Source organism: Mesorhizobium sp. YL-MeA3-2017, from assembly GCF_030814575.1.
GTDB classification, from domain to species: domain Bacteria; phylum Pseudomonadota; class Alphaproteobacteria; order Rhizobiales; family Rhizobiaceae; genus Mesorhizobium; species Mesorhizobium terrae.
This window is the reverse complement of sequence record NZ_JAUSVH010000001.1, coordinates 4,740,161-4,765,406: the sequence shown is the minus strand read 5'-3', so window position 1 is coordinate 4,765,406 and position 25,246 is coordinate 4,740,161. Positions and strand designations below refer to the sequence as shown.

Here is a 25,246-nt window from a genome sequence, read left to right as displayed (position 1 = left end):
GAGTTCTCCAGATTGGCCTTGTCTTTCCTAGCACAGTAAGCCCCTCGGCGTAACTGTTCAATCATGAACATATAGGCCACGGCATGGCACTCTACCCTCCCCCACGTCGCAATGATCACACCGCATGGCGGGATTTTTGTTGATTGATTAGTCAATAAAAAATAACTTACCCAGCGGGAGAAGCTGATATGCCGAAAATAGGAATGGAACCGCTGCGCCGCAGGGCGCTGATCAACGCCACGATCTCGGCGATCGGCGAACGTGGCTCGCTCAACGTCACCATGTCGGAGATCGCCGACCGCGCCGGTGTGTCCTCGGCGCTCGCCCACCACTATTTCGGGCCAAAGGACGAGCTGCTGCTCGCCACGATGCGACATCTTCTGGCCGATCTCGGCGCCGATGCCGTCGCGGCTTTGAACAAGGCCGGCACGCCCCGCGAACGGCTCTCGGCCATTGTCGGCGTGAACTTCAACGCCGGCCAGTTCCGCGAGGAGACCGTGCATGCGTGGCTCGCCTTCTATGTCGAGGCGCAGAACTCATTGCCGCTGAGGCGGCTGTTGCGCGTCTATGCGCGCCGGCTGCATTCGAACCTGATGAGCGGCCTTGCGCCGCTGGTGCCGCGCGAGGAAGCCGCGCGCATGGCCGAAGCGATCGCGGCCATGATCGACGGGCTCTACATCCGCCGGGCGCTGCGCGACGGCCTTCCTAACCCGGTCAGCGCCAGTGCGCTGGTCGAGGACTATATCGATGCCAAGCTGGCGCAAGCACGATGACAAGGGCGCCCAACATCCTCATCGTCATGGTCGACCAGTTGACGGGGACGCTGTTCCCCGACGGTCCGGCGGATTTCCTGCACGCGCCGAACCTGAAGGCGCTGGCCGCGCGCTCGGCGCGGTTCCGCAACAACTACACCGCCTCGCCGCTGTGTGCGCCCGGCCGCGCCGCCTTCATGAGCGGGCAATTGCCGTCGCGCACGGGGGTGTACGACAACGCGGCGGAGTTCATCTCGTCCATCCCGACCTTCGCCCATCACCTGCGCGCCGCCGGCTACTACACCTGCCTGTCGGGCAAGATGCATTTCGTCGGGCCGGACCAGTTGCACGGTTTCGAGGAGCGGCTGACGACCGACATCTATCCGGCCGATTTCGGCTGGACGCCGGACTACCGCAAGCCCGGTGAACGCATCGACTGGTGGTATCACAATCTGGGTTCGGTGACGGGCGCTGGCGTCGCTGAAACGACGAACCAGATGGAATATGACGACGAAGTGGTGTTTTTCGCCGGCCAGAAGCTCTATGAGCTGTCGCGAGCACAAGACAATGCGGCGCGGCGGCCGTGGTGCATGACCGTCTCACTGTCGCATCCGCATGACCCGTTCGTGGCGCGGCGCAAATACTGGGATCTCTACGAGAACTGCCAGGCGCTCGATCCCGAAGCCGGCTTCATTCCGCAAGAGAAGCAGGACCCGCATTCACAGCGGCTCTACCGCGCCAGCGACTACGCGTCCTTCGAGATCACGCGCGACAACGTGCAGAAATCGCGGCGCGGCTACTTCGCCAACATTTCCTATGTCGACGACAAGATCGGCGAACTGCTCGACCTCCTCGAGCGCACCCGCATGGCCGACGACACGGTCATCGTGTTCTGCTCGGACCATGGCGAGATGCTGGGCGAGCGCGGCCTGTGGTTCAAGATGAGTTTCTTCGAGGGCTCCGCGCGCGTGCCGCTGATGATCGCTGGCAAGGGCGTGCAGGCGGGTTTGATCAGGACGCCGGTTTCGAACCTCGACATCTGCCCGACACTCTGCGAACTCGCCGGCATCGACATGTCGGCGATCATGCCGTGGACGGACGGGCAGTCGCTGGTGCCACTCACCGGCGACGGCATCCGCACGGCGCCGGTGCTGATGGAGTACGCGGCCGAGGGCAGTTACGCGCCGCTCGTCGCCATTCGGCAGGGCCGCTACAAGTTCGTGCATTGCGAGCTCGATCCACCGCAGCTCTTCGATCTGGAAAACGATCCGCTGGAGCGGAACAACCTCGCCGAAGACCCAACCAAGGCGGCGCTGGTGGCGGAGTTCATGCAAGCCGTGCGGGCGCGCTGGGACATGGCGCAGTTCGACGCCGCGGTGCGCGAGAGCCAGGCGCGCCGCTGGGTGATCTACCCGGCGCTGCGCAACGGCGCCTATTACCCGTGGGATTTCCAGCCGCTGCAGAAGGCGTCCGAACGCTACATGCGCAACCACATGAACCTCGACACGCTCGAGGACAGCAAGCGCTTTCCGCGAGGCGAATGATGACCGAACCGCTCGTTCCCTCCCTTGACCATATCAGGCGCGCCTATGCCGAGACGGCGAAGGCAACGCAGATGACGCCGCTGCTCGAATCGACCGCGCTCGCCCGCGAGACCGGCGCTGCCCGTGTCTTCGTCAAACCCGAATCCTTGCAATGGGCAGGCTCCTTCAAGGTGCGTGGCGCCTATTGGCGACTGAAGCAGCTGTCGCCCGAGGAAGCCAGGAAAGGCGTCGTCGCTTATTCCTCGGGTAATTTCGCGCAAGGGCTGGCGGCGGCCGGCCAGGTGCTCGGCATTCCCGTCACCATCGTCATGCCGTTCGACGCGCCGGCGGCCAAGCGCGAGGCGACCGCCGGCTACGGCGCGCGCGTGGTGCTGACCGAACATGGCGACCGCGCCCGCGAGGAAGTGGCAGCGGCCAAAGCGCGTGAGATCGCGGCTACCGAAGGCCTCGCGCTGCTCCATCCTTTCGACGATCCCGAGATCGTCGCCGGTCAGGCCGGCGCCGGGCTGGAGGCGCTCGAACAGCTGGCCGCGCGCAATGCCTCTGTCGATCTCCTGTTCTGCCAGGTTGGCGGCGGCGGCCTGATCGGCGGCGTCTCGCTCGCCTTCCACTATCTGTCGCCGAAAACCCGCATCTTCGCGGTGGAGCCGGAAGGCTTCAACGGCATGGGCTCGTCGCTGGCGCGTGGCGCCATCGAGACAATGCCGCTCGGCCCGAAATCGATCTGCGACGGGCTGATGGCGCGGGCGCCGGGCGCGGCCCCGTTCGCGGCGCTGAAGACGGCCGGCGCCGAAGGCATCACCGTGGGCGACGCTGCGGTGCGGCGGGCGATGAAGACCGCCTTCGAGCGGATGAAACTGGTGCTGGAGCCTTCGGGCGCCGCATCGCTGGCGGCACTTCTTGGCGGCGGCGTCGACGTCGCTGGCAAGACGGTGCTGGTGATCGCAACCGGCGGCAACGTATCGCTCGCCGATTTCATGGCGCATATGCAAAATGCTTGAAGCGGATTTCGTCATCATCGGCTCCGGCTCGGCCGGCTCGGCCATGGCCTATCGCCTGTCTGAGGACGGCAAACATTCGGTGATCGTCATCGAATATGGCGGCACCGATGCCGGCCCGCTGATCCAGATGCCGTCGGCGCTGTCGATCCCGCTCAACATGCCGCTCTATGACTGGGGTTTTGCCTCAGAGCCGGAACCGCATCTCGGCGGCCGCATCCTCGCGACTCCGCGCGGCAAGGTAATCGGCGGCTCGTCCTCCATCAACGGCATGGTCTATGTGCGCGGCCATGCGCGCGACTTCGACCATTGGGCCGAACAGGGTGCTGCCGGCTGGGGCTACGCCGACGTGCTGCCCTACTTCAAGCGTATGGAAGACAGCCATGGCGGCGAAGACGGCTGGCGGGGCCAAGGCGGCCCGCTGCATGTGCAGCGCGGCGCCCGTGCCAACCCGCTCTATGCCGCCTTCGTCGAAGCCGGTCGCCAGGCAGGCTTCGAACTGACCGACGACTACAACGGCGCCAAGCAGGAAGGCTTCGGGCCGATGGAGCAGACCATCCGCAACGGCCAGCGCTGGTCGGCGGCGAATGCCTATCTGCGGCCGGCGCTGAAACGCAAAAACGTGAGTCTGGTCAAGGGTTTCGCGCGGCGCGTGGTGATTGAGAATCAACGCGCGGTCGGCGTCGAGATCGAAGCTCACAAACAGATTCAGGTCGTTAAGGCGCGACGTGAGGTGATCGTCGCCGCCTCTTCCATCAACTCGCCCAAGATCCTGATGTTGTCCGGCATCGGCCCGGCCAAACATCTGGCCGAATACGGCATTCCGGTCGTCGCCGACCGGCCCGGCGTCGGCCAGAATTTGCAGGACCATATGGAGCTCTACATCCAGCAGGAATCGACCCAGCCGATCACGCTGAACTCGATCCTCAACCCCTTCTCCAAGGCGCTGATCGGCGCGCGCTGGCTGTTCTTCAAAAGCGGGCTCGGCGCGACGAACCATTTCGAGGCGGCCGCCTTCGTGCGTTCGGCGCCCGGCATCGACTATCCCGACATCCAGTACCACTTCATCCCGGCCGCCGTGCGCTATGACGGTAAGGCGGCGGCGAAGTCGCATGGCTTCCAGGCGCATGTGGGGCCGATGCGGTCGAAGTCGCGCGGCTCGGTGACGCTGCGCTCGCACGATCCCAACGCCAAGCCGGTGATCCGCTTCAACTACATGTCGCACCCCGACGACTGGGCCGATTTCCGCCACTGCATCCGCCTCACCCGCGAGATCTTCGGCCAGGCAGCCTTCGACCCCTTCCGCGGCGAGGAGATTTCGCCCGGCAGCAACGTCCAGAGCGACGACGAACTCGACGCCTTCATCCGCGCCCACAGCGAGAGCGCCTACCACCCCTGCGGTACCTGCCGCATCGGCAGTGCCGACGACCGTCTCGCCGTTGTCGACCCCGAATGCCGGGTGATCGGCGTCGACGGCCTGCGCGTCGCCGACTCCTCGATTTTCCCACGCGTCACCAACGGCAATCTCAACGCGCCGTCGATCATGACCGGCGAAAAGGCGGCCGACCACATTCTCGGCCGCCCCATGCTCGCGCCGTCGAACCAGGAGCCCTGGATCAATCCGCGCTGGCAGGTCTCGGACAGATAGAGCATCATCGGCCGCCGCATCCGGCAGCCACAGAATTCGGAGTATTCCATGCGCGCCCAACCCAAGGCATCGCACTACATCAACGGCCGCTTCGTCGATGACGAGCAGGGCGCGCCCTTGCCGGTGATCTATCCGGCCACCGGCGAGACCATCGCCACGCTGCATTCGGCGACGCCCAACATCGTCGAGCTGGCGATCGAGGCCGCGCGCGCCGCGCAGCCGGCCTGGGCCAGGCTGAAGCCGGTAGAGCGCGGCCGCATCCTGCGCCGTGCCGCCGACATACTGCGCGCCCGCAATGCCGAGCTCGCCCGACTGGAAACGCTCGACACCGGCAAGGCCATCCAGGAAACTCTGGTGGCCGACGCACCGTCCGCCGCAGACTGCCTGGAGTATCTCGGTGGCGCGGTCGGCTCCTTTAACGGCTCGTTCATCGATCTCGGCGGACCGTTCGCCTATACGCGGCGCGAGGCGCTCGGCGTCTGTGTCGGTATCGGCGCCTGGAACTATCCGATCCAGATCGCCGGCTGGAAATCGGCCCCGGCGCTCGCCATGGGCAATGCCATGGTGTTCAAGCCGTCGGAAAACACGCCTTTGTCGGCGCTGGCGCTGGCCGAAATCTACAGCGAGGCCGGCCTGCCGGACGGGCTGTTCAACGTGGTGCAGGGTTATGGCGACGTCGGCGCGGCCCTGGTCGAGCATGAGGTCGTCGCCAAGGTATCGGTCACGGGCTCCGTGCCGACCGGCAAGCGGGTGCTGGCGCTGGCGGGCTCCAAGATGAAACATGCCACCATGGAGCTCGGCGGCAAATCGCCCATCGTCGTGTTCGACGATGCCGACCTCGAAAACGCCATCGGCGGAGCGATGCTCGGCAATTTCTATTCGACCGGCCAGGTCTGTTCCAACGGCACCCGCGTCTTCGTGCAGAAGGGCCTGCATGACCGTTTCGTGGAGCGGCTGGTGGAGCGCACCAAGGCGATCCGTATCGGCGATCCGCTCGACCCGGATACCCAGATGGGCCCGCTCATCAACAAGGTGCAGCACGACAAGGTGCTGTCCTATATCGACGTCGGCAAGCAGGAAGGCGCCACGCTTGCCTGCGGCGGCGGCGTTCCCGCCTTGCAAGGTTTCGGCGGCGGTTTCTTCGTCGAGCCGACCGTCTTCACCAATGTGACCGACCAGATGCGGATCGCACGCGAAGAGATATTTGGCCCAGTGATGAGCGTGCTGTCCTTCAGCGACGAGGAAGAGGTGATCGAGCGCGCCAATGACAGCGAATTCGGCCTTGCCGCCGGTGTCTTCACCCGCGACCTGCCTCGCGCCCACCGGGTGATCGGCGCCTTGCAGGCCGGCACATGCTGGATCAACGCCTACAATCTGACGCCGGTGGAAATCCCCTTCGGCGGCTACAAGCAATCCGGCATCGGCCGTGAGAACTCGCTGGCGGCACTGACGCACTACTCGCAGGAGAAGGCGATCTATGTCGAAACCGGCGACGTGGCGAGCCCGTATTAGGCTCGTCGCCTCGCCCCAGTCCCTTCGGTCTTGTCCAGGTACTGCGTAAGCGCGGTGACCAGATGATAAAAGATGCTGGCCGGCACTTCCGTCGCCTGCGAGCGGCCGCGTTCATCGATGCGGTCGATCCACAGGCCGACGGGAGCGGGGTCGATGTGCCAGCGGAACAGACGACCGACGCGCGCTTCGATTTCCGGTTTCAGATCAGGTCCGCCAGTGCCATCGAGGGCGATCGCTGCCTTGATCGCTTCAGTCTGCGGCCAGCTGCGCGAAATGCGGTCGAGCGGCAGCCCATCCCGCGACACGGCGCCATAAGCCAGCCCTGTTGCCCGGTTAAGGCCGTTGGCGATGGCTGAGGCGTAAAGTTTGCGTGCGTAGCCGGCGAGATCGTCGCGGTGGCTGCGCCCGGCGAAATCGACCAGCAGCGACGCCCATTCGAAGTGATGGCCGGGTTCGGTCCACTCACCCCGGTCGCCCGGGGCCGGTTTCCACGCTTCGTCAAAATACTCACCCAGCGTCCAGCTCTCGCGATCAAAGAAATGACTGCGGAAAAGATCGACCAATCGCGCCGCACGGCGCAAATAGGTGCGGTCGCCGGTCGCCGCGTGCCAGGCCAGGAATGCCTCGAGCAGATGCATATGCGGGTTGGATCTGCGTTCGCCTTCTCCCCCCGACGTCTCCAGAAAGCCCGTGAGGCGCTCATCCTCCAGATGCGCGTCGAGGAAGGAGAACGTCTCCTGAGCAAGTCGCAGCGCGTCGGGATTACCGCACATATGCGCATGGGCCAGCGCCAGCAGGACGCAGGAGTGGTCGTAGGCGTCTTCCGCCGCGTCGGCGACGCTGCCGTCGACATTCAGCGTGCGCACCCAGCCGCCCTTGTCGGTGCGGCCATTTCTGGTCATGAACTCAAGTCCATGCGCGATCAACCGGTCGGCGGGCCCGTCCCAGCCACGCGTCTTGGCGACGGCGAAGGCATAGACCTGGCGGGCCAGCGTGCGCATGCGTTTCTGCTTGACCAACGGCACGGCGTCGAAGCCCAACGCTTCATGGAAGCCGCCATGATGGTCGTCGACGCCGACCGTGGACCACAAGGGCATGGTCTCGTCGAACAACCAATGATGCACGCGCTTGCGCCAGGCACCGTTCTCAACCACGCGGTCATGCGTGGGCGTGAACTTGGTTTCGAGACGCCCGCTCTTTTCGAGCTGTTCGACCACCTTGCGCACATTCTGGCTATGGCTGACCGGAGCGACGAAAGTGGCATCGGCGGTGGAAACGATGGCGATGTCTTTCAGACCGACCGCGGACAGCAGACGGCCTTCGCTGCGGATGTAGGAGTTTTCGCAGTCGATGGCGACAACGTCGCCGATAACGACATTGCCATCCACGTCGGCCGGGCCGACATCGAGCAACGACTGCCACGAGCCGAGGTCGTTCCAGCGGAACCCGGCCGGCACCATGGCGATGTCGCTCGCCCGCTCCATGATCGCGTAGTCGATCGAGATGGACGGGATTGCCTCGTATAGATGCTGCGCCATGTAAAGACCGGACACATCGGTGGTGGCGGCATTGAACGCAGCCTCCGTCGCTTTCCATATGTCGGGACGAAATGACAGGAACGCATCGCGCATGGCGCTGGCGCGGAACAGAAAGATGCCGGCATTCCAGTAGAAATTGCCGGCCGCAAGATAGCTTTCTGCCGTCGCCAAATTCGGTTTCTCGACAAAACGCGACACGTCGAACGTACCGCTGTTTTCCGCCCCGACCTCGATATATCCGTAACCTGTCTCGGGTTGGGTTGGCTTGACGCCGAACACCACAAGCCTTCCGGCGCGGGCCGCGGGAACGCCCGCCTCAACCGTCTGCCAGAATTGCGCTGTCGTCGATATTTCGTGGTCCGATGGCACCACCAGCACCAACGCGTCGTCATAGTCGGAAAGGGTGCGCAGTGTCGCCAGTGCCACGGCGGCCGCGGTGTTGCGGCCGACCGGCTCAAACAGGGCGTCGCCGCCACGCAGATCGATACCAGTGAGGTCCGCGCCGACGCGCTGGGCATGACGCTCGGAGGCGATCAGGAAAACCGGCGTCTCGCCGCCCTTGCGCGCGGCAAGACGCTGCAGCGTCTTCACCAGCATCGACCCGTCGCCCGACAGGTCATGAAACTGCTTGGGATTGTCCTCGCGCGACAACGGCCACAGCCTGGAGCCAACGCCGCCACTCATGACGAAACCGACAATGCGTTCGCTCATCCCACCCCCAGACGCTCGTTGCGTCGCCCCGCTAACCTTGTCACCAATCGACATTCGCGATTGGTCCTAGAATGTCTGGTTGTAAGGGCCGACTTCAGGACTGCGCCGCAACACCCCATCGACCGCTTCGAACATCTGCAGGCGCCTTTCGGCTGAAACCGGACTTTCCACCACCACGACCAGTTCCGGCTTGTTCGATGAAGCCCTTACCAACCCCCAGGTGCCGTCTTCTGCCACGACCCGAACGCCGTTGACCGTGATCAGGTCCACGATCTTTTGGCCTGCGAAGATTTCGCCGCCGGCCTTCATCGCCTGGAAATCCGCCACCACCCTGTCCACCACACCATATTTCTTGTCGTCATCGCAATGCGGAGACATGGTCGGCGTCCCGTAGGTCAGCGGCAAGGCGCGATAAAGGTCGGCCATCGAGCTTTGTCGATTGCGGTCGAGCATCCGGCACACGGCAATGGCCGTCACCAGCCCGTCGTCATAACCACGGCCGATCGGCGGGTTGAAGAAGAAATGGCCGGACTTCTCGAAACCGGCGATGGCGCCAAGCTCGGCGACGCGGCGCTTGATGTAGGAATGGCCGGTCTTCCAGTAATCGGTCTTTGCTCCGTTGGCGCGCAGCACCGCATCGGTGTTGAACAGGCCTGTCGATTTGACGTCGACCACGAATGTAGAGCCAGGATGTTGTCCCGAGAAGTCGCGAGCCAGCATGACGCCGACCTTGTCGGCGAAGATCTCGTTGCCCTCATTGTCGACGACGCCGCAGCGGTCACCATCACCATCAAAACCCAGACCGACATCCGCGCCGGTCTCCAGAACCTTGTCGCGGATGGCATGCAGCATCTTCATGTCTTCGGGATTTGGATTGTAGCGCGGGAAGCTGTGATCGAGTTCGACATCGAGCGGAATGACTTCACAACCGATGCGCTCCAGAACTTCGGGGGCAAATGCGCCGGCAGTGCCGTTGCCACATGCCGCCACCACCTTGAGCCTGCGCGCGATGCGGCCCCCGGCAACAAGATCGTCGATATAGGCCGCGCGGAAATCGGCCACGAACTCGTAGCTGCCGCCGCCTACCAGATCGAAGTCGCCCGACAGGACGATTGCCTTCAGCGCGCTCATCTCCTCCGGGCCGAAGGTCAGCGGCCTCTGCGCGCCCATCTTCACGCCGGTCCAGCCGTTCTCATTGTGGGAAGCCGTGACCATGGCGACCGACGGCGTGTCGAGCGCAAACTGCGCGAAATAAGCCATGGGCGATAAGGCCAGTCCGATGTCCTTGACGCGTGCGCCCGCCGCCATCAAGCCGGAGATCAGGGCAAGCTTGATGGAAAGCGAATAAGATCGGAAATCATGGCCGGTGACGATATAGGGACCGGCTCCCAGCCGGCGAATCAGCGTGCCCAACCCCATGCCCAGCGCCTGCACGCCGACGAGGTTGAGTTCCGGCTGCTGCGTCGAGCCTGGATGGCCGAGCCACCAGCGCGCGTCATATTCACGAAAGCCGGATGGCTTGACGAGCGCCGACGTCTCGAAGGCGAACGTATTGGGCTTGGCTTCGGCGACAATCCTGAAGGTCAAAACAAAGAGACTCCCCTGTGGTCGAACCCCGGCAACAAGTGCGTAAACGTGGTTCAGCCGCCTCTCTTAGCACGTTAGCCTAACAGGAAACTTACTGCAGCAGGCGGTCGGTCAACAAAGCTGACGAAAGCCACCAAAGTTGCACCATTGCCGCTTGCAGGATCGGGATGCGGCAGCTATAAGCCCGCCGTCTGGTCGCGGAGTGTAGCGCAGCCTGGTAGCGCACATCGTTCGGGACGATGGGGTCGCAGGTTCAAATCCTGCCACTCCGACCAGAAAATTCAAAGGGTTGCGCCCGAGAGCACCCTGACGACCTTTTCCATGAATCTGATTGGCCAGCGAGTCTGCTTCTTCGGCAGTCGCCGGAAACGCCTTCGCCGAGGCGATAGTCAAATCTTTGCCACGATGCTAACGCAATCGCGGCAAATTGGGCCACTTCTTTGCGTGTGGTTTGAAACAGTCTCGTCTTGAATACCACTCTCTTTCCCTCCAGTCTGATCGACGATTCGACTAAGAGGGGTGGCGCAGTCGAAAATGGACTTCAATGAACCTTCCGATCTTCGCCATTAACCTCGACCGTGACGCCAACCGCTGGAGCGAGTTGCATGCCAGTGCCGAAGCGGCTGGCCTGACCTTGCATCGCATCGCTGCAATCGACGGCCGCACGCTTGCCCAAAAAGACTGGACGGAGATCGATCTTCCAACCGCGCAGAATTTGAACGGGCGCGACATTCTGCCAGGCGAATATGCCTGCTATCGCAGCCACGTCCAGGCGCTGGAAACGTTCCTCGCCGACGGCAGCCCGTATGGCCTGATCGTCGAGGACGATGTCCTGTTCGGCGAGGACACGAAACCGCGCATCGAAGCCATCATCGCCGCGGTGCCGGATTTCGACGTCATCAAACTCGCCAACCATCGCATGAGCCTGTTCCTGCGCGCCGCCACGACGACGCAAGGCGACGAGATCGGCCGCGCGCTACATGGCCCGCAGGGTTCAGCCGCCGCCTATCTGGTGACCCGGGAAGGAGCACAAGGGCTGCTTTCGAAGCTCGCGGTGATGACCATGCCGTGGGACGTCGCCCTCGAACGGTTCTGGGACACCGGCCTTCGGGTCTATACGGTGCGCCGCAACGTCGTGCGCTTTGCCGCGTCGAGCGCGGTCTCCGGCATTGCCGGTCCGTCGGGCAGCTACAAATTCGCACGTTTTCCGTGGCCGAGCCGATTGGGTGCCGCCGCGTTCCGGGCCAAGGATCAGCTCAGCCGCCTGCATCACACGTTCTTGAGGCCGCCGCTGCCGCGCGAAACGCCGGACTACGCCAGAGACGACGCGCCGCGCAATAACTTCATACTGGTGCTTGCGTCCCTCGCTATTCTGGCCATGGTGTCCACGGTATGGCGCGAGGCCGACACCTACCGCGTCGCGGGCCTGGCGCTTGCCGGGGCTACGATTTTTCGCTGGTTCAGGCAGGACCTTTGGACCTACAGCAAACCGCTGATCGGCGGTGTCGGCTATCTGTGCCTGGGTTGGTCGCTTTATGTCTTCATCCGGCTGGCGATCGTCTATTTCGGCACGGGCCAGCTGGGCGGCGCCGAAGGCATCTATCTGTTTCCGCTGCTCTACGCGACGACCGGTTTCTCTCTCTTGCTGTTCGCCCGACGCCCCGCACAGCTGGTGCTCTGGTTCATGATCCTGAGCCTGGTCTTCCTGGCTGCCGACACGGGCTACTCGGACATTCTGCACGGCATCAAGCCGGACGCACGGCTGTTCAACAACCCCATCCATGCGGCGGTGGCCGCTGGTTTCATCTTCCTGTGCACACTGCAGTTCATCGCCCATACAGCGCAAAGAACGGACCTGAGCGGCAGCGCCAGGGCTTGGCACTGGGCACTTTCGGCGGCTGTGTTGCTGTTTGCCCTCGTCAACATCATCGCGCTGCGCTCGAAAGGCGTCTGGCTCGCCGTCGCCCTTGCGCTCCTCGTACTGGCAGTGATGGCCCTTGCCAGAGGCCATCGCCGCGAATTGCTGGTCGGGTCTGGCGTGCTGGCGGTCGTGGCAGCCGGCGTTGTCGCCACGCACAACCTCTTCTGGTCCACCGCAGGCGATACCATGATCTTCGTCAAGACCTTGGTTTCAGATACTTTCAGCCAAGGCCTGGGCAAGGCGATTTCCGCTGCCATCGCGAGCGACACAACGCCCCTTGGCGCCAAGGAACGGCTGATGTTGTGGGCCGATGCGATTGAGGTCTGGAAACGTCATCCGATCTTCGGCGCAAGTTCGGCCTGGCTCACCGAATGGGAGAGCAGGACCTATCATCCCAGCATCCACGACATCTTCCACAACGGTTATCTGGAAATCGCCGTGCGCTACGGTGTGGTCGGATTGGCGTTCTTTGCGTTTCTCTACATCTGGTCGTCCAGGCAGGTCGTGCTAGCCGTGCGCGCCAAGCTCGTCGCCCCGGCGGCGTGGTCGTGTTTCATCTCGACCTTGGTCTTCTTCGCCATCACCATCCTCAGCAATTCGAACAACCGGCTGGCGATCGGCGAGTCCTTCATGTGGGTTGCCGCCGCCTTCGGCTTCTATTGTTTTTATCTTCGCCAGCAAAAGGGCCTGGTCGAGCCGAAGACCTATTTCTAGGTGGGCCGGCTTCGGCCTGTATCGCAGAACCCTTGCCGATCACGTTGCGTTGCCGCCGGTAACGACGCATTCCCCTGCCCCCGTTCCGCCGCAATGGCCCGTCAGGGGAGCAGCGGGGCTATGTGGAGAGGATTTTTCAATGCGACTTCATACATCTATCGCCGCCATTCTGATGACAGTCGCGCTTGCCGGCTGCGAAACGTCGGAACAAGGCCAGCGCGCCGGTACCGGTGCGTTGATCGGCGGTGCCGGCGGCGCACTGGTCGGCCAGGCGATCGGCCGCGACACCAAGAGCACGCTGATCGGCGCGGGCGCCGGCGCGCTGCTTGGCGCGGCCGTCGGTTCGTCCACCACGCCGCAGCGCCGTGGCCAGGAAATGTGCCGCTATCAGGACCGTTCCGGCCGCATCTACACCGCGCCGTGCGACGATCGCTATTACAACGGCGATTACTGAGGTTCTGTCCGGGCGCAACGATTTCGGCGCCCGGTGACCAAACCAATGCCAAACCTGTCCGGGAAAGCCTGGCGGCGTCCGAGGCAATTCTTTCAAGGAATGAAGACACCGCCCGCCAGTTGTGCGGGCGGTGCCATTTCAGCGGGGTTCAAGCGCTCGCCCTGAAATGCGTCGAGTCGATCGCGGCGGCCATCAGCGTCTGGGTGTATTTTTCGGCCGGATGATCGAAGATCGCCTCGGTCGGTCCTTCCTCGACGATCTTGCCCTGTTTCATGACGATGATGTAGTCGGCCATGGCGCGCACCACCGCCAGGTCGTGGCTGATGAACAGATAGGACAGGTCGTGGTCGGCCTGCAGCTTGCGCAGCAATTCGACGATCTGCTTCTGCACCGACCGGTCGAGCGCCGAGGTCGGCTCGTCCAGCACCACCACCTTGGGTTTGAGGATCATGGCGCGTGCGATAGCGATGCGTTGGCGCTGGCCACCCGAAAATTCGTGCGGATAGCGGTTGCGCATGATCGGATCGAGCCCGACCTCCTTCAGCGCCTCGACGGCGCGCTTGTCGCGCTCCTTGCCCGACAGCGCCGGCTCGTGCACCAAAAGCCCCTCGGTAATGATCTGGCCAACCGTCATGCGCGGCGACAGCGAGCCGAACGGGTCCTGGAACACCAGTTGCAGTTCGCGGCGTAGCGGCCGCATAGCCTGTTTGTCGGCGCCGGAAATGTCATTGCCGCCAAAGCGGATCTGCCCTTCGCTGGGCAGAAGTCGCAAGAGGGCGCGGCCCAGCGTCGACTTGCCTGAACCGGACTCGCCGACAATGCCGATGGTCTGGTTGCGTTTCAGGCGAATGGAAATGTCGTCCACCGCGCGCAACACCACGGGATCGCCCGCCAGGAAGCCGCCGCCGATCTTGAACGTCACCTCGACCTTGCGGCCCTCCAGAAGCACGGGAGCGTCGGGCGCGGGCGGCGCCTTGCGTCCAGTCGGCTCGGCCGCCAGCAACATTTTGGTGTACGCATGCTGCGGATTGGCGAACAGCGAGGCCGCCTCGCCCTCTTCCACCACCTCGCCCGAGCGCATCACGTAAACGCGGTCAGCGAAACGCCGCACGATGCCGAGGTCATGCGTGATGAAGACGATGGCCATGCCGAGCTTCTTCTGGAGCTCGGCGAGCAACACCAGGATCTGCGCCTGGATGGTGACGTCGAGCGCCGTCGTCGGTTCGTCGGCGATCAGGATGTCGGGATCGTTCGCCAGCGCCATCGCAATCATGACGCGCTGGCGCTGGCCGCCCGACATTTCGTGCGGATAGGATTTCAGCCGCCGTTCCGGGTCGGGAATATGAACGAGGCGCAGGAGTTTCAGCGCTTCCTCGCGCGCCGCAGCGGCGCTCAGGCCCCGATGGCGGCGGATCGGCTCCATCAGCTGATTGCCGATCGAGTAGAGCGGATCGAGCGATGTCATCGGCTCCTGGAAGATCATGCTGATCTTGCGACCGCGCACCTTGTTGAGCTCGCCCTTTTTCATGGCGAGCAGGTTGGCGCCGCGGTAGTCGACGGCGCCAGTCGCCTCGCCATTGGAGGCGAGCAGGCCCATTGCCGCCATCATGGTCTGGCTCTTGCCGGAGCCTGACTCGCCGACGACCGCGACAGTCTCGCCGGCCTTGACGTTGATGTTGATGCCCTTGACGGCCTCGACGGCGCCGTCGAGCGTGCGGAAGCGGACCTTGAGGTCGCGAACGTCGAGAACGGTTTGCGCGTTGGCCATCTCAGCGATCCTTCGGGTCGAGCGCATCGCGCAGGCCGTCACCAACGAAGTTCAGCGCGAACAGCGTCGAGACCAGGAAGAAGGCGGGGAACAAAAGCAGCCAGTTGGCGGTGCCGATGTTCTTGGCGCCCGCCGAAATGAGCACGCCCCAGCTCGTCATCGGCTCCTGCACGCCAAGACCGAGGAACGACAGGAAGCTTTCCAGGATGATGACCTGCGGCACCAGCAGCGTCATGTAGATGACGACCGGGCCGAGCAGGTTGGGGATGACATGGCGGATCAGAATGCCGCCTTGCCGCACGCCCAGAGCCTCGGCGGCCTGGACATATTCCTGCCGGCGGATGGACAGCGCCTGCCCGCGCACGATGCGGGCCATGTCCAGCCACAACACCGCGCCAACGGCCAGGAACATCAGCACGAAATTGCGCCCGAAAAACACCACCAGCATGATGACGAAGAAGATGAACGGCAAGGAATAGAGCACATCGACGATGCGCATCATCACCTCGTCGACCTTGCCGCCGGCAAAACCGGCGGTCGCGCCGTAGAGCACGCCGATGACGACGGCAACGACGCCGGCGAGCAGGCCGATGGCCAGCGAGATGCGTCCGGCCATCAGCGTACGCGAAAGCAAGTCGCGGCCGATATTGTCGGTGCCGAACAGGAAATATTGCTGCTTCACCCTGGTGGCCACCACCATCTCGGTGCCGTCGGCGGATTTGCTGGTGATCGATGCGCCCTCGAACGTGTCGGAGCGGTCGAGATAGCGCAGATAGCGCTCGTCGATCGGCTTCGGCGAGGTCAGCGTGACGGCAAGGGTGTCGCCATCCTGCTTCATCTCCTTGATGTCGACGCGCATGCGCTTGACGACGTCGCCGAGCGCCGACTTGACCATATCCTCCTTCGGATAGGCCGACAGGCTGGGAGCCGTGCGCACATAGTCGGAGTAGATGGCGGTGTAGTCGTGCGGCACGAACCACGGACCGGCGATGCAGACGACGCCCATTACGATCAGGTAGCAGAGGCTGAACATGGCCGCGCGGTTGGCCTTGAGACGCGCCCAGGCATCGCCCCAGAGCGAACGCCCGGCGACATGCGGGGCGGAGGTGGCTGCGATATCAGTCATAGCGCACCCTCGGATCGACCACGGCGTAAAGAATATCGACGATGAGGTTGAAGATGATGGTGAAGATGGCGATCACCACCACCGTGCCCATGACCAGCGTGTAGTCGCGGTTCAGTGCCGCATCGACGAAGTAACGGCCGACACCCGGGATCGAGAAGATGGTCTCGACGACGATCGAGCCGGTGAGCAGAGCCGCCGCGGCAGGCCCCGCATAAGAGACGATCGGCAACAGCGCGCCGCGCAGGGCGTGCTTGACCACCACCGACCAGTCGGAAAGGCCGAGCGCGCGGGCGGTGCGGATATGGTGCGAGCGCAGCGACTCGATCATCGAGCCGCGCATCAGGCGGGCCACAATGGCGATCTGCGGCAGCGCCAACGTCAGCACCGGGCCGATCTTGTTGACGAGTGCGCCATCGCCCCAGCCGCCGATCGGCAGCAGCTTCCAACTCAGCCCGAAGACTAGCTGGATCAGCGGCGCGATGACGAAGGTAGGGATGGTGGAACCGGCGGTGGCCAGCGCGATCACCGCATAGTCGCCGACCTTGTTCTGGTTCAGCGCGGCCGTGATGCCGAGAATGGAGCCCAGGATCAGCGCCAGGATCAGCGCCGAGGAGCCGAGCTGGATCGAAATCGGCAGGCCCTTGGCGAAGAGTTCGCCCACCGTGAAGTCGGGCAGATTGTAGCTCGGCCCGAAACTACCATGCAGCAAATTATTGATATAGTTGAGATATTGTTTCCAGAGCGGATCATTGAGGCCGAACTGGGCTTCCAGATTGGCCTGGATCACGGGGTTCAGCCCACGCTCCTGGTTGAAGGGCCCGCCAGGAGCGACCCTGATCAGGAAAAACGCCAGCGTGACAATCACGAATAGCGTCGGGATGGCGGTCAGCAACCGCCTGAACACATAAAGCAGCATGGCCGCCGTACCTCACCTGCAAAGGGAAGCCGCCGCCCCTTGAGGGACGGCGGCTCTGGAGGACTTGTCAGTCCTTGCTGATGAAGCGCGACGGATGAACGTCCATCACGTTGTCTTCGAAGCCGTGCAGCTTCGGCGAAACGATGTTGTGGAAGCTGTAGTAGAGCAGCGGGATCTGGCCGACGTCGTCGATCATGATGCGTTCGGCCTCGGCGAGATCCTTCATGCGCAGCTCAGGCTTGCCGCCATCGGCGGCTGCCTTGTTCATGGCATCCTCGAACTTCGGGCTGTTGTAGCTCGAATAGTTGTTGCCGCTGTCCTTGCGGGTGATGCCGAGGAAGGTTTCCGGATCCTGATAGTCGGCGATCCAGGCAGCGCGGGCGACGTCGTAATTGCCCTTCTCCTGGAGGAAGGCGTAGTGGGTCTTGGTGTCGGTGTTAAGCAGCGTCACCTCGACGCCCAGCGGCTTCAGCTGTTCCTGAATGGCGACCGCGGTGTTCTTGTGGTTCTCCGAAGTGTTGTAGCGGATTTCCATCTTCAGCGGATTGCTCGGGCTGTAGCCCAGCTTCTCCAGGATCTTCTTTGCCGCATCCTCGCGGTCGATCTGCGACATCTCGGCGAACTTGGCCATCGCCGGCGTGTAGCCCTTGATGCCGGGCGGGACCATCGAATAGCCAGGGAACATGGAGTTGTTCCAGACCTTCTCGGCCAGGAAGTCGCGGTCGATCGCCATCGAGATGGCGTTGCGCAGTTCCGGATTGTCCCACGGCTTCTTGTCGGTCTTGATGGCGTAATAATAGGTGCCGAGATACGGCGCGACGCGGATCTGGTCGCCGAACTTCGCCTTCAGGTCAGGCAGCTGCTCGGTCGGCAGATCGTCATAGCTGTCCATTTCGCCGGCTTCGAAGCGCTTCATCGCCGAGGAGCGGTCCTCGGTCGGGATGAAGTTGACCACATCGATCTTGACGCTGGCGGCATCATGGAACTTCGGGTTCTTGACCATCTTGATATGGTCGTTCGGTACCCATTCGGCCAGCGTGTAGGCGCCGTTGGAAACCAGCTTGCCCGGCTTCACCCACTCGGCGCCCAGCTTTTCGAACGATGCCTTGTTGATCGGGTAGGTCGCCTGGTGGGTCAGCATCTCCAGGAAGTACGGGGTCGGTGCCTTCAGCGTGATCTGGAGCGTGTTGGCATCGATCGCCTTGACGCCCATTTCCTCCGGCTTGGCCTTGCCCTTGTTGACTTCCTCGGCATTGGCGACCGGATAGAGCATGGAGGCGTATTCAGCGCCGGTCTTGGGATCTTCCAGGCGGTGGAAGGCATAGACGAAATCTTCGGACGTTACCGGGGTGCCGTCCGACCACACGCCGTCCTTGCGCAGCTTGAACGTATAGGTCTTGCCGTCGTCGGAAACCGTCCAGCTTTCGGCGGCGCCCGGAATGAGCCCGGCCTTGGCATCCTGCATGACCAGGCCTTCGAACAGGTCGCGCAGCACATGCGCTTCATAGACGGTCGAGGTCTTGTGCGGATCGACCGTTTCCGGCTCGGCGGCGCTGCCGCGGTTATAGACGACTTCGGCATAGGCGGCCGCGTGGAAGGCGCCGCCAGCCAAAGCGAAGGTGGTGGCGAACACTGTCGCCTTCAGCATGTTTTTCAGCATGAAAACAAATCTCCCTTAGTCGTGCGGGCTTCCTGTCGGGCCCGCGGAGGTGTTGACGCCCGCTGACCGTTCACCGGCCTCTCCCTTGGGCGAGCCGCGGTTCCCTCTCCGCGGCAGATGGGCAGACACTAACGCCGCGATTTTTTATTTCAACATCCGCGCAACCTTCCCCAACGTCACCCGGAAACAAATATTGTGCAGAGCCTTTGAAAAACCAATGAAATCAAAAGCGTAACCTGTAGCTAACCATTAAACGGCTTAGCGCCCCTACAACGCCGGATTACTTGACACGCGGCTAAAATATTAATGCGCCATTAAGCAACCGACGGTTACATTTCACCGTACTTTTGTAGGCTTTTCTTTTTTAGGCGGGAGAAAGCATGCATAGTATACGAGGAACTTCAGCTTTAAAAATTCGTTCGATACTTTCGAGATGGAAAGTTGATGGCAAAGGCACGTCAGCGGTAGAATTTGCTTTTCTTGCGCCACTCTTCATCCTGTTTGTACTCGGAATAGTTGCATATGGCATCTACTTCGGCGCGAGCCATTCGGTGCAACAGCTGGCGGCCGATGCGGCCAGAACCGCCATAGGCGGGGCCAATCAGACCGAGCGACAGTCGCTCGTCACCACCTTCCTTGCCAACAATGCGGCCGGCTATCCCTTCGTGGACAGCACCAAGCTCACGGTCCTAGCGCAGGACAGCAAAGCCGACGGCAGCCAGTTCGTCGTTACCGTCAGCTATGACGCGCGCAACCTGCCGATCTGGAATCTGCTGTCCGGCCTGCCATTGCCGGGAACCACCATTTCCCGCCAATCAACGATCCGCGTCGGGGGGATATGATGCGCATCCTCGCAGAGTTTGCGGCCCTTGGCCGGCGTTTCCTGCGCGATCGCGGCGCCAACATCGCCATCATGGCGGCCTTGTGCACACCGGTGGCGGTGGCAGCCATGGCGGTGGCCGTCGACGAAGGCTCGCTCTACAATGAGCGGCGCGCGGCGCAATCGCTGACCGATCTCGCGGCAATCGCCGCCGGCTCCAACATCACCAATGCGGAGGCGGCGGTGCTGGCGGCTTTCGGCGACAATGGGTTGAATGGCGCCACAGTGGTAGCAGCTGGCTCGGGCACGCCGACGGCCGGCAAGCCGGTGGTCAGCGTCGTGCGCGGCCGCTACACGCCAACCGCGGCCTTGGGTCAGCGGTTCCAGGCCGGTGTGACGCCTTACAATGCCGTCTCAGTGTCGATGCGCAAGATCGGTACGCTGTATTTCGGTGGAGCGTTCATGGCACCACCGCAGATCGGCGCGAGCGCCATCGCCTCGACCACGCCGCAGGCCACCTTCTCCATCGGCTCGCGGCTCGCTTCGGTCGACACCAGCAAGAGCCCCTTGCTCAACGCGCTGCTCGGCGGCTTCCTCGGCACCAATGTCGCGCTGAACGCGATGGACTATAATTCGCTGCTCAGCGCCGACGTGAACGTGCTTTCCTTCCTCGACCAGCTCGCCATCAAGCTCAATCTCACCGGCGTCAGCTATTCGGATGTGCTGGCGTCCAAGGCGACGGTCGGGCAGATACTTGGCGCGCTGGCTGGCGTGCCCGGACTGGATTCGCGCAGCCAGCTCGCCCTGCAGACAATGGCCGCCGGCGCGACCAATCTCATCAAGATCCCGCTCAATGCATTGGTCGATCTCGGCAATGTCGGTCGTCTCGGCCTCGGCCAGCGGCCAGCTGGCCTGACCGTCGATGCCGGCGTGCTCGGCATGGTCTCCGCCGCTGCCGGCCTCGCAAACGGCGGCAAGCAGATCGACCTCGGTACGGCGATCAATATCCCAGGCGTGCTCAGCATTACCGCCTCCGTCGCCGTCGGCCAGCCGCCGCAATCCGCCCCCTGGTTCAGGGTCGGGCAGAAGGGTTCCGTAGTACGCACCGCCCAGACGCGGCTGAAACTGCTCGTCCAGGTCATTCCCAGCACCAGTCAGCCGGCCGCGGGCGTCAAATTGAACTCGGCGGTGATTACACTGCCGGTCAATGTCGAACTCGCTTATGCCGAGGGCACGCTCACCGACATCAGCTGCCCGACGGGATTGCCAGCAAGCCGCGTGGTCTCGATCGCGGCGCGGCCGGGAATTGGCAGCGTCAAGATCGCGCAGACCAGCGGCACGGGCTTCGCCGACTTCACGCAGCCGCAGAGCTTCAGTGCAGCTCCCATCGTCAATGTGAGCATCAACCTGCTGCTGCTCCAGCTCAGCCTCATAACTGTGAACGCCTATGCGGACGTCGATATCGGCAACACGATTACGACGCCGCTGACGTTCAACAATTCCGACATAACGTCGAAGGCCCCAAAGACCGTCACCTCCTCAAACTTCACGAACTCCGCGACCACCTCGCTGCTCGGGAATCTTGACCTGAGCGTCACCGTGGCGGGCTTAGATCTCGCCGTCCTGACAGGGCTTATTACCAACACGATCACACCGGCTCTGATGCCGATCCTGCAGACGGTCACCGCTCCGCTGGATAATTTGCTTGCCGGGTTGCTTCAGTCGCTCGGCATCGGCCTCGGCCAGGCCGACGTCCGCGTCACCGGTGCTACCTGCGGCCAATCGGTTCTTGTGCTGTAGGCAGGTTTTCCCCACCCTTGCCCGAAATGCTGAAGGCGGGAGGCTCGCAAGAGCTCTCCCGCTACTTTTCTGTTTAGCGCAGCCGGCCGAGAAGCGTCCCCAGTGGCGGCAGCAAGACCCCGCTATCGCCGAGCGTCGCCCGCGCTCCTGAAAGATCGAACACCTCGGCGATCTCGAACCCATCCGGCAGTGGCCACGAGCTCTCCGTCCCGCCGAAATTGAACAGGCAGAGCAGCCGCTGCCCGTCCGCTTCGCGCATGAAAGCCAGCACGTCGCCCTCCGCATCGAGGAAACGGATCGAGCCCCTGACCAGCGCGGGGTGAACTCGGCGCAGCGCAAGCGCTGCACGGTAGGCGGCCAGCACGCTGCCATCATCGCCAGCCTGGACATCGACGGCACGGGCGCGATGCTGGTCCGGCACCGGCAACCAGGGTTTCGCGGTCGAAAAGCCGGCATTGTCGGCGCCCACCTGCCACGGCATTGGCGTGCGGCAGCCGTCGCGCCCCTTGAAACCCGGCCAGAAGCGGATGCCATACGGATCGCGCAAATCCTCGAAGGCGAGTTCGGCCTCCGGCAGACCGAGTTCTTCGCCCTGATAAAGACAGATCGAACCGCGCAGGCAGACAATGAGGCCGACCGCGAACTTCGCCACGGTATCGGTATCGCCGCCCGGCGGCGTCCAGCGGCTGACATGGCGCACCACGTCGTGATTGGAAAAGGCCCAGCAGGCCCAGCCTTGCGGCGCCGCCTTCTCGAATGCCTCGACGCAGCCGCGCACATGCGCGGCCGAGAAGGCACCGCCCAGAAGGTCGAAGGTGTAGCACATGTTGAGACGGTCATTGCCCGACGTATAGGCCGCCATGGTCTGCAGCGAACGCCCTTCGTCGCCCACCTCGCCGACCGCGGCACGGTTTCCATATTCGTCGATCAACGCACGGAAACGCCTGAGGAACTCCAGGTTCTCCGGCCGCGTCTTGTCGAACAGATGCTCCTGGAAGAGATACGGGTTGGTCTCGTTGAGCGTGCCGGCGAGGCTGGCAACCAGCGGTGGGTTGGAGCGCAGCCAGCGGTCGTGAACAAAATAGTTCACTGTATCGAGGCGGAAGCCGTCGACGCCGCGCTCCAGCCAGAAGCGCACCGTTTCCAGAAGCGCGGCTTGAACCGCGGGGTTATGGAAATTGAGATCGGGCTGGGCGGCCAGGAAATTGTGCATGTAATATTGCCGCCGCGTCGCGTCCCATTCCCAGGCCGGGCCGCCGAACACGGAGAGCCAGTTGTTGGGTGCGGAACCGTCCGGCTTGGGTTCGGCCCAGACATACCAGTCGGCCTTGGGGTTATCGCGGCTGGAGCGGCTCTCCTGGAACCAGGCGTGTTTGTCGGAGGTGTGCGACAGCACCTGGTCGATGATGACCTTCAGCCCGAGGCGATGTGCCTCCGCCACCAACGCGTCGAAATCGGCCAGCGAGCCGAAGATCGGGTCGACGTCGAGATAATCGGAGACGTCGTAGCCCATGTCGGCCATCGGCGATTTGAAAAAGGGCGACAGCCAGACCGCATCGACGCCAAGCGAAGCGACATGAGCGAGACGCGCGGTGGCGCCGTTGAGGTCGCCGCTGCCGTCGCCCGTCGTGTCCTGGAAGGAGCGCGGATAGATCTGGTAGATGACGCAACCGCGCCACCATTCATGACCGACAGTGGTCATTTCGCCTCTCCCTTGTCTGGTCACCGCTTGCGTTCGCTCATGAACACCACCGCCCTGCCCTCGACCCGGCGCCAGGCCTCTGCATCGGCGGCAGGGTCCAGCGCGTCGACCCAGTTGTAGCCATCGCGCACCGGCAGCACGAAGGAGGAAGCGCGGCGGTCGCCGTTGACGAGCACAGCAAGCCGGCCACCGTCGACGCCTGCCACGCCCAGAACCATCGCCAGGCGTCGCCGGCGCGGGTCGTTCCAGGCGCTGTCGTCCATCGGCTGGCCGGTCTCGGTCAGCCACTCGACGTCGGCGCATGCATCGCCCTTCTGCGGCTGGCCAGTGAGCAAGGTCGGATCGCGCAGCACGGGTACAGCACCGCGCAAGGCTGCGAGTGCCGCGACATGGTCTTCCAGCGCGCGGTCGCGGCCGGCCCAGTCCAGCCAGGTGATGGCGTTGTCCTGCGCATAGGCGTTGTTGTTGCCGCGCTGGCTGCGCCCGAACTCGTCGCCGGCGGTCAGCATGATAGCACCGCGCGAGGCAAACAGGGTGGCAAGCAGCGCGCGTTGGTCGCCCGCCCGATGTAACGCGACGCCGGCATCGTCGCTCTCGCCCTCGACGCCATGGTTCCACGACAGGTTCTCGTCGTGACCGTCGCGATTGGCCTCGCCATTGGCTTCGTTGTGCTTCTTCTCGTAGCTGACGAGGTCGGCCAGCGTCATACCGTCATGGGCGGCGATGAAATTGACCGTGCGGCTCGCCGTGCCGGGAAACACATCCGAGGAGCCGGCCAGCCCCGTCGCCAGCCGGCCGACCATGCCGGCATCGCCGCGCCAGAAACGGCGGACGTCGTCGCGATATTTATCGTTCCATTCCAGGAAGGGCTGACCGAACCGGCCGAGCTGATAGCCGCCAGGGCCGATATCCCAGGGTTCCGCGATCAGGATACGGTCGGAAAGCAGAGGGTCGGTGCGCATGGCGGCCAGCAACGGCGCATTGGCGTTGAAGCCTTGGTCGTTACGCCCCAGCACCGGCGCCAAGTCGAAGCGAAAGCCGTCGACGCCCGCGTTTCGCACGAAGTGGCGCAGGCTGGCCAGCACCAGATCGCGCGCAGCCGGGTGGTCGCAGGCCAGCGTATTGCCGGTGCCTGTATCGTTGACGAGGCGCCCGTCCGGCGCGTGGCGATAATAAGCGCGGCTGTCCAGCCCGCGCAGCGACAGGGTCGGGCCGCGCTCGTCGCTCTCGCCGGTGTGGTTGAAAACCAGGTCGAGGATAACGCCGATGCCGGCCCCATGCAGGGCCTTGGTCGTGCTGCGCAGATCGGCGATACCCCGCGGCGCCAGGCGTGGGTCCAGCGCCATGAAGGTGACCGGGTTGTAGCCCCAGCCATTGGTCAGGCCGAGCGGCGGCAAATGGCGCTCGTCGATCTTCGCCGTCACCGGCATAAGCTCCACCGCCGAAACGCCGATCTTCTTCAAATGATCGACGATCGCTGGATGGGCGAGCGCGCGCAGCGTGCCGCGATCCTCGTCCGGCACCTGCGGGTGTCGCATGGAGAAGGAGCGAACCGACAATTCATAGATCAACCCGCCGGGCTCGAACAACGGCGCCCGCGCCGACACCGGATCGGACAAGGCGCGCACCACCGCCTTGGGCATCAACGGCGCGGTGTCGCCGCCTTCGCCGCGCCGGGCGGCAAGCCTTGCATCGTAAACATAGGGGCGATCGATCTCGACGGCATAGGGATCGACCAGCAGCTTTTCAGGATCGAACCATAGGCCGCGTTCCGGCGCATAGTCGCCGTCGGCGCGCAGGCCGTAACGCGCGCCCTCGCCGATGCCGCCCACACGCAGCCGGAAGATATCGTCAGCCCCGCGCGCCATCGGCAGGCGTTGTGTCTCGCGGTCATCCGCGTCGAAAAGGCAGAGCTCGATCTTGCCGGCCTGGCTCGACCAGACCGTGAATTCAGTACCGGATTTGTCGGGGCGTGCTCCGAGAATGGCGATACTCCTGGAACGAAATCATCGTCACCGGCGACTCGCCAGCATCCAACAATAGCAACCTTGCCGCATCTCGGAAGCCGTCGAGTG

Annotated in this window: 17 protein-coding genes and 1 tRNA gene; 10 read left to right on the top strand and 8 right to left on the bottom strand. The window is 63.5% G+C overall.

Annotated features, from left to right (window positions below; all coding sequences use genetic code 11):
• Positions 1–188 precede the first annotated feature (188 nt).
• The 5 genes from betI to betB are packed head-to-tail and all read left to right on the top strand — an operon-like array spanning position 189 to position 6,454.
• Positions 189–773, top strand: a complete 585-nt coding sequence (gene betI, locus QFZ88_RS22390; protein WP_024925247.1) for a choline-responsive transcriptional repressor BetI — start codon at positions 189–191, stop codon at positions 771–773.
• The gene (gene betC / locus QFZ88_RS22385; protein WP_024925246.1) at positions 770–2,296 is read left to right on the top strand and encodes a choline-sulfatase; all 1,527 of its coding nucleotides are present in this window, start codon (positions 770–772) and stop codon (positions 2,294–2,296) included. The genes betI and betC overlap by 4 nt, the downstream gene beginning before the upstream one ends.
• Positions 2,296–3,297, top strand: a complete 1,002-nt coding sequence (locus QFZ88_RS22380) for a threonine/serine dehydratase (protein ID WP_024925245.1) — start codon at positions 2,296–2,298, stop codon at positions 3,295–3,297. The genes betC and QFZ88_RS22380 overlap by 1 nt, the downstream gene beginning before the upstream one ends.
• On the top strand, positions 3,290–4,942 hold the full coding sequence (betA, locus tag QFZ88_RS22375; protein WP_024925244.1) for a choline dehydrogenase: 1,653 nt from the start codon (positions 3,290–3,292) through the stop codon (positions 4,940–4,942). The genes QFZ88_RS22380 and betA overlap by 8 nt, the downstream gene beginning before the upstream one ends.
• Positions 4,943–4,990: 48 nt before the next feature.
• The gene (gene betB, locus QFZ88_RS22370) at positions 4,991–6,454 is read left to right on the top strand and encodes a betaine-aldehyde dehydrogenase (RefSeq protein ID WP_024925243.1); all 1,464 of its coding nucleotides are present in this window, start codon (positions 4,991–4,993) and stop codon (positions 6,452–6,454) included.
• Here betB and QFZ88_RS22365 read toward each other — a convergent pair.
• Together QFZ88_RS22365 and QFZ88_RS22360 are read right to left on the bottom strand one after the other, a co-directional pair.
• Positions 6,451–8,703: a mannose-1-phosphate guanylyltransferase/mannose-6-phosphate isomerase gene (locus tag QFZ88_RS22365; RefSeq protein ID WP_024925242.1), complete on the bottom strand. Its 2,253-nt coding sequence runs from the start codon at positions 8,701–8,703 to the stop codon at positions 6,451–6,453. The genes betB and QFZ88_RS22365 overlap by 4 nt on opposite strands.
• Positions 8,704–8,769: 66 nt before the next feature.
• Positions 8,770–10,290, bottom strand: coding sequence for a phosphomannomutase/phosphoglucomutase (locus tag QFZ88_RS22360; RefSeq protein ID WP_024925241.1), 1,521 nt, complete (start codon positions 10,288–10,290; stop codon positions 8,770–8,772).
• Between the two features lie 198 nt (positions 10,291–10,488).
• Between QFZ88_RS22360 and QFZ88_RS22355 the strand changes: the two genes are divergently transcribed.
• The 3 genes from QFZ88_RS22355 (at position 10,489) to QFZ88_RS22345 (ending at position 13,379) form a co-directional block, all read left to right on the top strand.
• Positions 10,489–10,565 (top strand) — tRNA-Pro (locus QFZ88_RS22355).
• 269 nt (positions 10,566–10,834) lie between these two features.
• Positions 10,835–12,925, top strand: a complete 2,091-nt coding sequence (locus tag QFZ88_RS22350; RefSeq protein WP_024925240.1) for an O-antigen ligase family protein — start codon at positions 10,835–10,837, stop codon at positions 12,923–12,925.
• A gap of 139 nt (positions 12,926–13,064) precedes the next feature.
• The gene (locus tag QFZ88_RS22345) at positions 13,065–13,379 is read left to right on the top strand and encodes a YMGG-like glycine zipper-containing protein (protein ID WP_024925239.1); all 315 of its coding nucleotides are present in this window, start codon (positions 13,065–13,067) and stop codon (positions 13,377–13,379) included.
• Between the two features lie 148 nt (positions 13,380–13,527).
• Here QFZ88_RS22345 and QFZ88_RS22340 read toward each other — a convergent pair whose 3' ends face one another.
• From QFZ88_RS22340 to QFZ88_RS22325, 4 genes are all read right to left on the bottom strand, one after another.
• Positions 13,528–15,147, bottom strand: a complete 1,620-nt coding sequence (locus QFZ88_RS22340; RefSeq protein ID WP_024925238.1) for an ABC transporter ATP-binding protein — start codon at positions 15,145–15,147, stop codon at positions 13,528–13,530.
• A gap of 1 nt (position 15,148) precedes the next feature.
• Positions 15,149–16,273 (bottom strand): ABC transporter permease, encoded by a 1,125-nt coding sequence (locus QFZ88_RS22335; RefSeq protein WP_024925237.1) that lies wholly within the window; start codon positions 16,271–16,273, stop codon positions 15,149–15,151.
• Positions 16,266–17,189, bottom strand: a complete 924-nt coding sequence (locus tag QFZ88_RS22330) for an ABC transporter permease subunit (RefSeq protein ID WP_024925236.1) — start codon at positions 17,187–17,189, stop codon at positions 16,266–16,268. Before QFZ88_RS22330 ends, QFZ88_RS22335 begins: the two co-directional genes overlap by 8 nt.
• A 67-nt stretch (positions 17,190–17,256) precedes the next feature.
• Complete coding sequence (locus QFZ88_RS22325; protein ID WP_024925235.1) at positions 17,257–18,849, bottom strand: peptide ABC transporter substrate-binding protein; 1,593 nt, start codon at positions 18,847–18,849, stop codon at positions 17,257–17,259.
• 380 nt (positions 18,850–19,229) lie between these two features.
• Here QFZ88_RS22325 and QFZ88_RS22320 point away from each other — a divergent pair, with 380 nt between their 5' ends.
• Entirely contained in the window at positions 19,230–19,691 is a 462-nt protein-coding gene (locus tag QFZ88_RS22320; protein WP_081766933.1) for a TadE/TadG family type IV pilus assembly protein, read from the top strand.
• Entirely contained in the window at positions 19,691–21,469 is a 1,779-nt protein-coding gene (locus QFZ88_RS22315) for a pilus assembly protein TadG-related protein (protein ID WP_244431227.1), read from the top strand. The genes QFZ88_RS22320 and QFZ88_RS22315 overlap by 1 nt, the downstream gene beginning before the upstream one ends.
• A 73-nt stretch (positions 21,470–21,542) precedes the next feature.
• Here the strand turns inward: QFZ88_RS22315 and QFZ88_RS22310 are convergent, their stop codons facing one another.
• Positions 21,543–23,171, bottom strand: a complete 1,629-nt coding sequence (locus QFZ88_RS22310; protein WP_024925232.1) for an alpha-glucosidase family protein — start codon at positions 23,169–23,171, stop codon at positions 21,543–21,545.
• A gap of 20 nt (positions 23,172–23,191) precedes the next feature.
• Positions 23,192–25,162 carry a glycogen debranching protein GlgX gene (glgX, locus tag QFZ88_RS22305; RefSeq protein ID WP_036254891.1) on the bottom strand — a complete coding sequence of 657 codons (1,971 nt, stop codon included), beginning with the start codon at positions 25,160–25,162 and terminating at the stop codon, positions 23,192–23,194.
• Between the last annotated feature and the right edge of the window lie 84 nt (positions 25,163–25,246).

What these genes read in the sequence shown, in the direction of transcription:
- QFZ88_RS22325 (WP_024925235.1), bottom strand. Translation starts at nt 18,849, where the DNA reads ATGCTGAAAAACATGCTGAAGGCGACAGTGTTCGCCACCACCTTCGCT.
- QFZ88_RS22340 (WP_024925238.1), bottom strand. Translation starts at nt 15,147, where the DNA reads ATGGCCAACGCGCAAACCGTTCTCGACGTTCGCGACCTCAAGGTCCGC.
- QFZ88_RS22350 (WP_024925240.1), top strand. Translation starts at nt 10,835, where the DNA reads ATGAACCTTCCGATCTTCGCCATTAACCTCGACCGTGACGCCAACCGC.
- QFZ88_RS22330 (WP_024925236.1), bottom strand. Translation starts at nt 17,189, where the DNA reads ATGCTGCTTTATGTGTTCAGGCGGTTGCTGACCGCCATCCCGACGCTA.
- QFZ88_RS22365 (WP_024925242.1), bottom strand. Translation starts at nt 8,703, where the DNA reads ATGAGCGAACGCATTGTCGGTTTCGTCATGAGTGGCGGCGTTGGCTCC.
- QFZ88_RS22310 (WP_024925232.1), bottom strand. Translation starts at nt 23,171, where the DNA reads ATGACCACTGTCGGTCATGAATGGTGGCGCGGTTGCGTCATCTACCAG.
- QFZ88_RS22335 (WP_024925237.1), bottom strand. Translation starts at nt 16,273, where the DNA reads ATGACTGATATCGCAGCCACCTCCGCCCCGCATGTCGCCGGGCGTTCG.
- betC (WP_024925246.1), top strand. Translation starts at nt 770, where the DNA reads ATGACAAGGGCGCCCAACATCCTCATCGTCATGGTCGACCAGTTGACG.
- betA (WP_024925244.1), top strand. Translation starts at nt 3,290, where the DNA reads ATGCTTGAAGCGGATTTCGTCATCATCGGCTCCGGCTCGGCCGGCTCG.
- QFZ88_RS22345 (WP_024925239.1), top strand. Translation starts at nt 13,065, where the DNA reads ATGCGACTTCATACATCTATCGCCGCCATTCTGATGACAGTCGCGCTT.
- QFZ88_RS22320 (WP_081766933.1), top strand. Translation starts at nt 19,230, where the DNA reads ATGCATAGTATACGAGGAACTTCAGCTTTAAAAATTCGTTCGATACTT.
- QFZ88_RS22315 (WP_244431227.1), top strand. Translation starts at nt 19,691, where the DNA reads ATGCGCATCCTCGCAGAGTTTGCGGCCCTTGGCCGGCGTTTCCTGCGC.
- betB (WP_024925243.1), top strand. Translation starts at nt 4,991, where the DNA reads ATGCGCGCCCAACCCAAGGCATCGCACTACATCAACGGCCGCTTCGTC.
- betI (WP_024925247.1), top strand. Translation starts at nt 189, where the DNA reads ATGCCGAAAATAGGAATGGAACCGCTGCGCCGCAGGGCGCTGATCAAC.
- QFZ88_RS22380 (WP_024925245.1), top strand. Translation starts at nt 2,296, where the DNA reads ATGACCGAACCGCTCGTTCCCTCCCTTGACCATATCAGGCGCGCCTAT.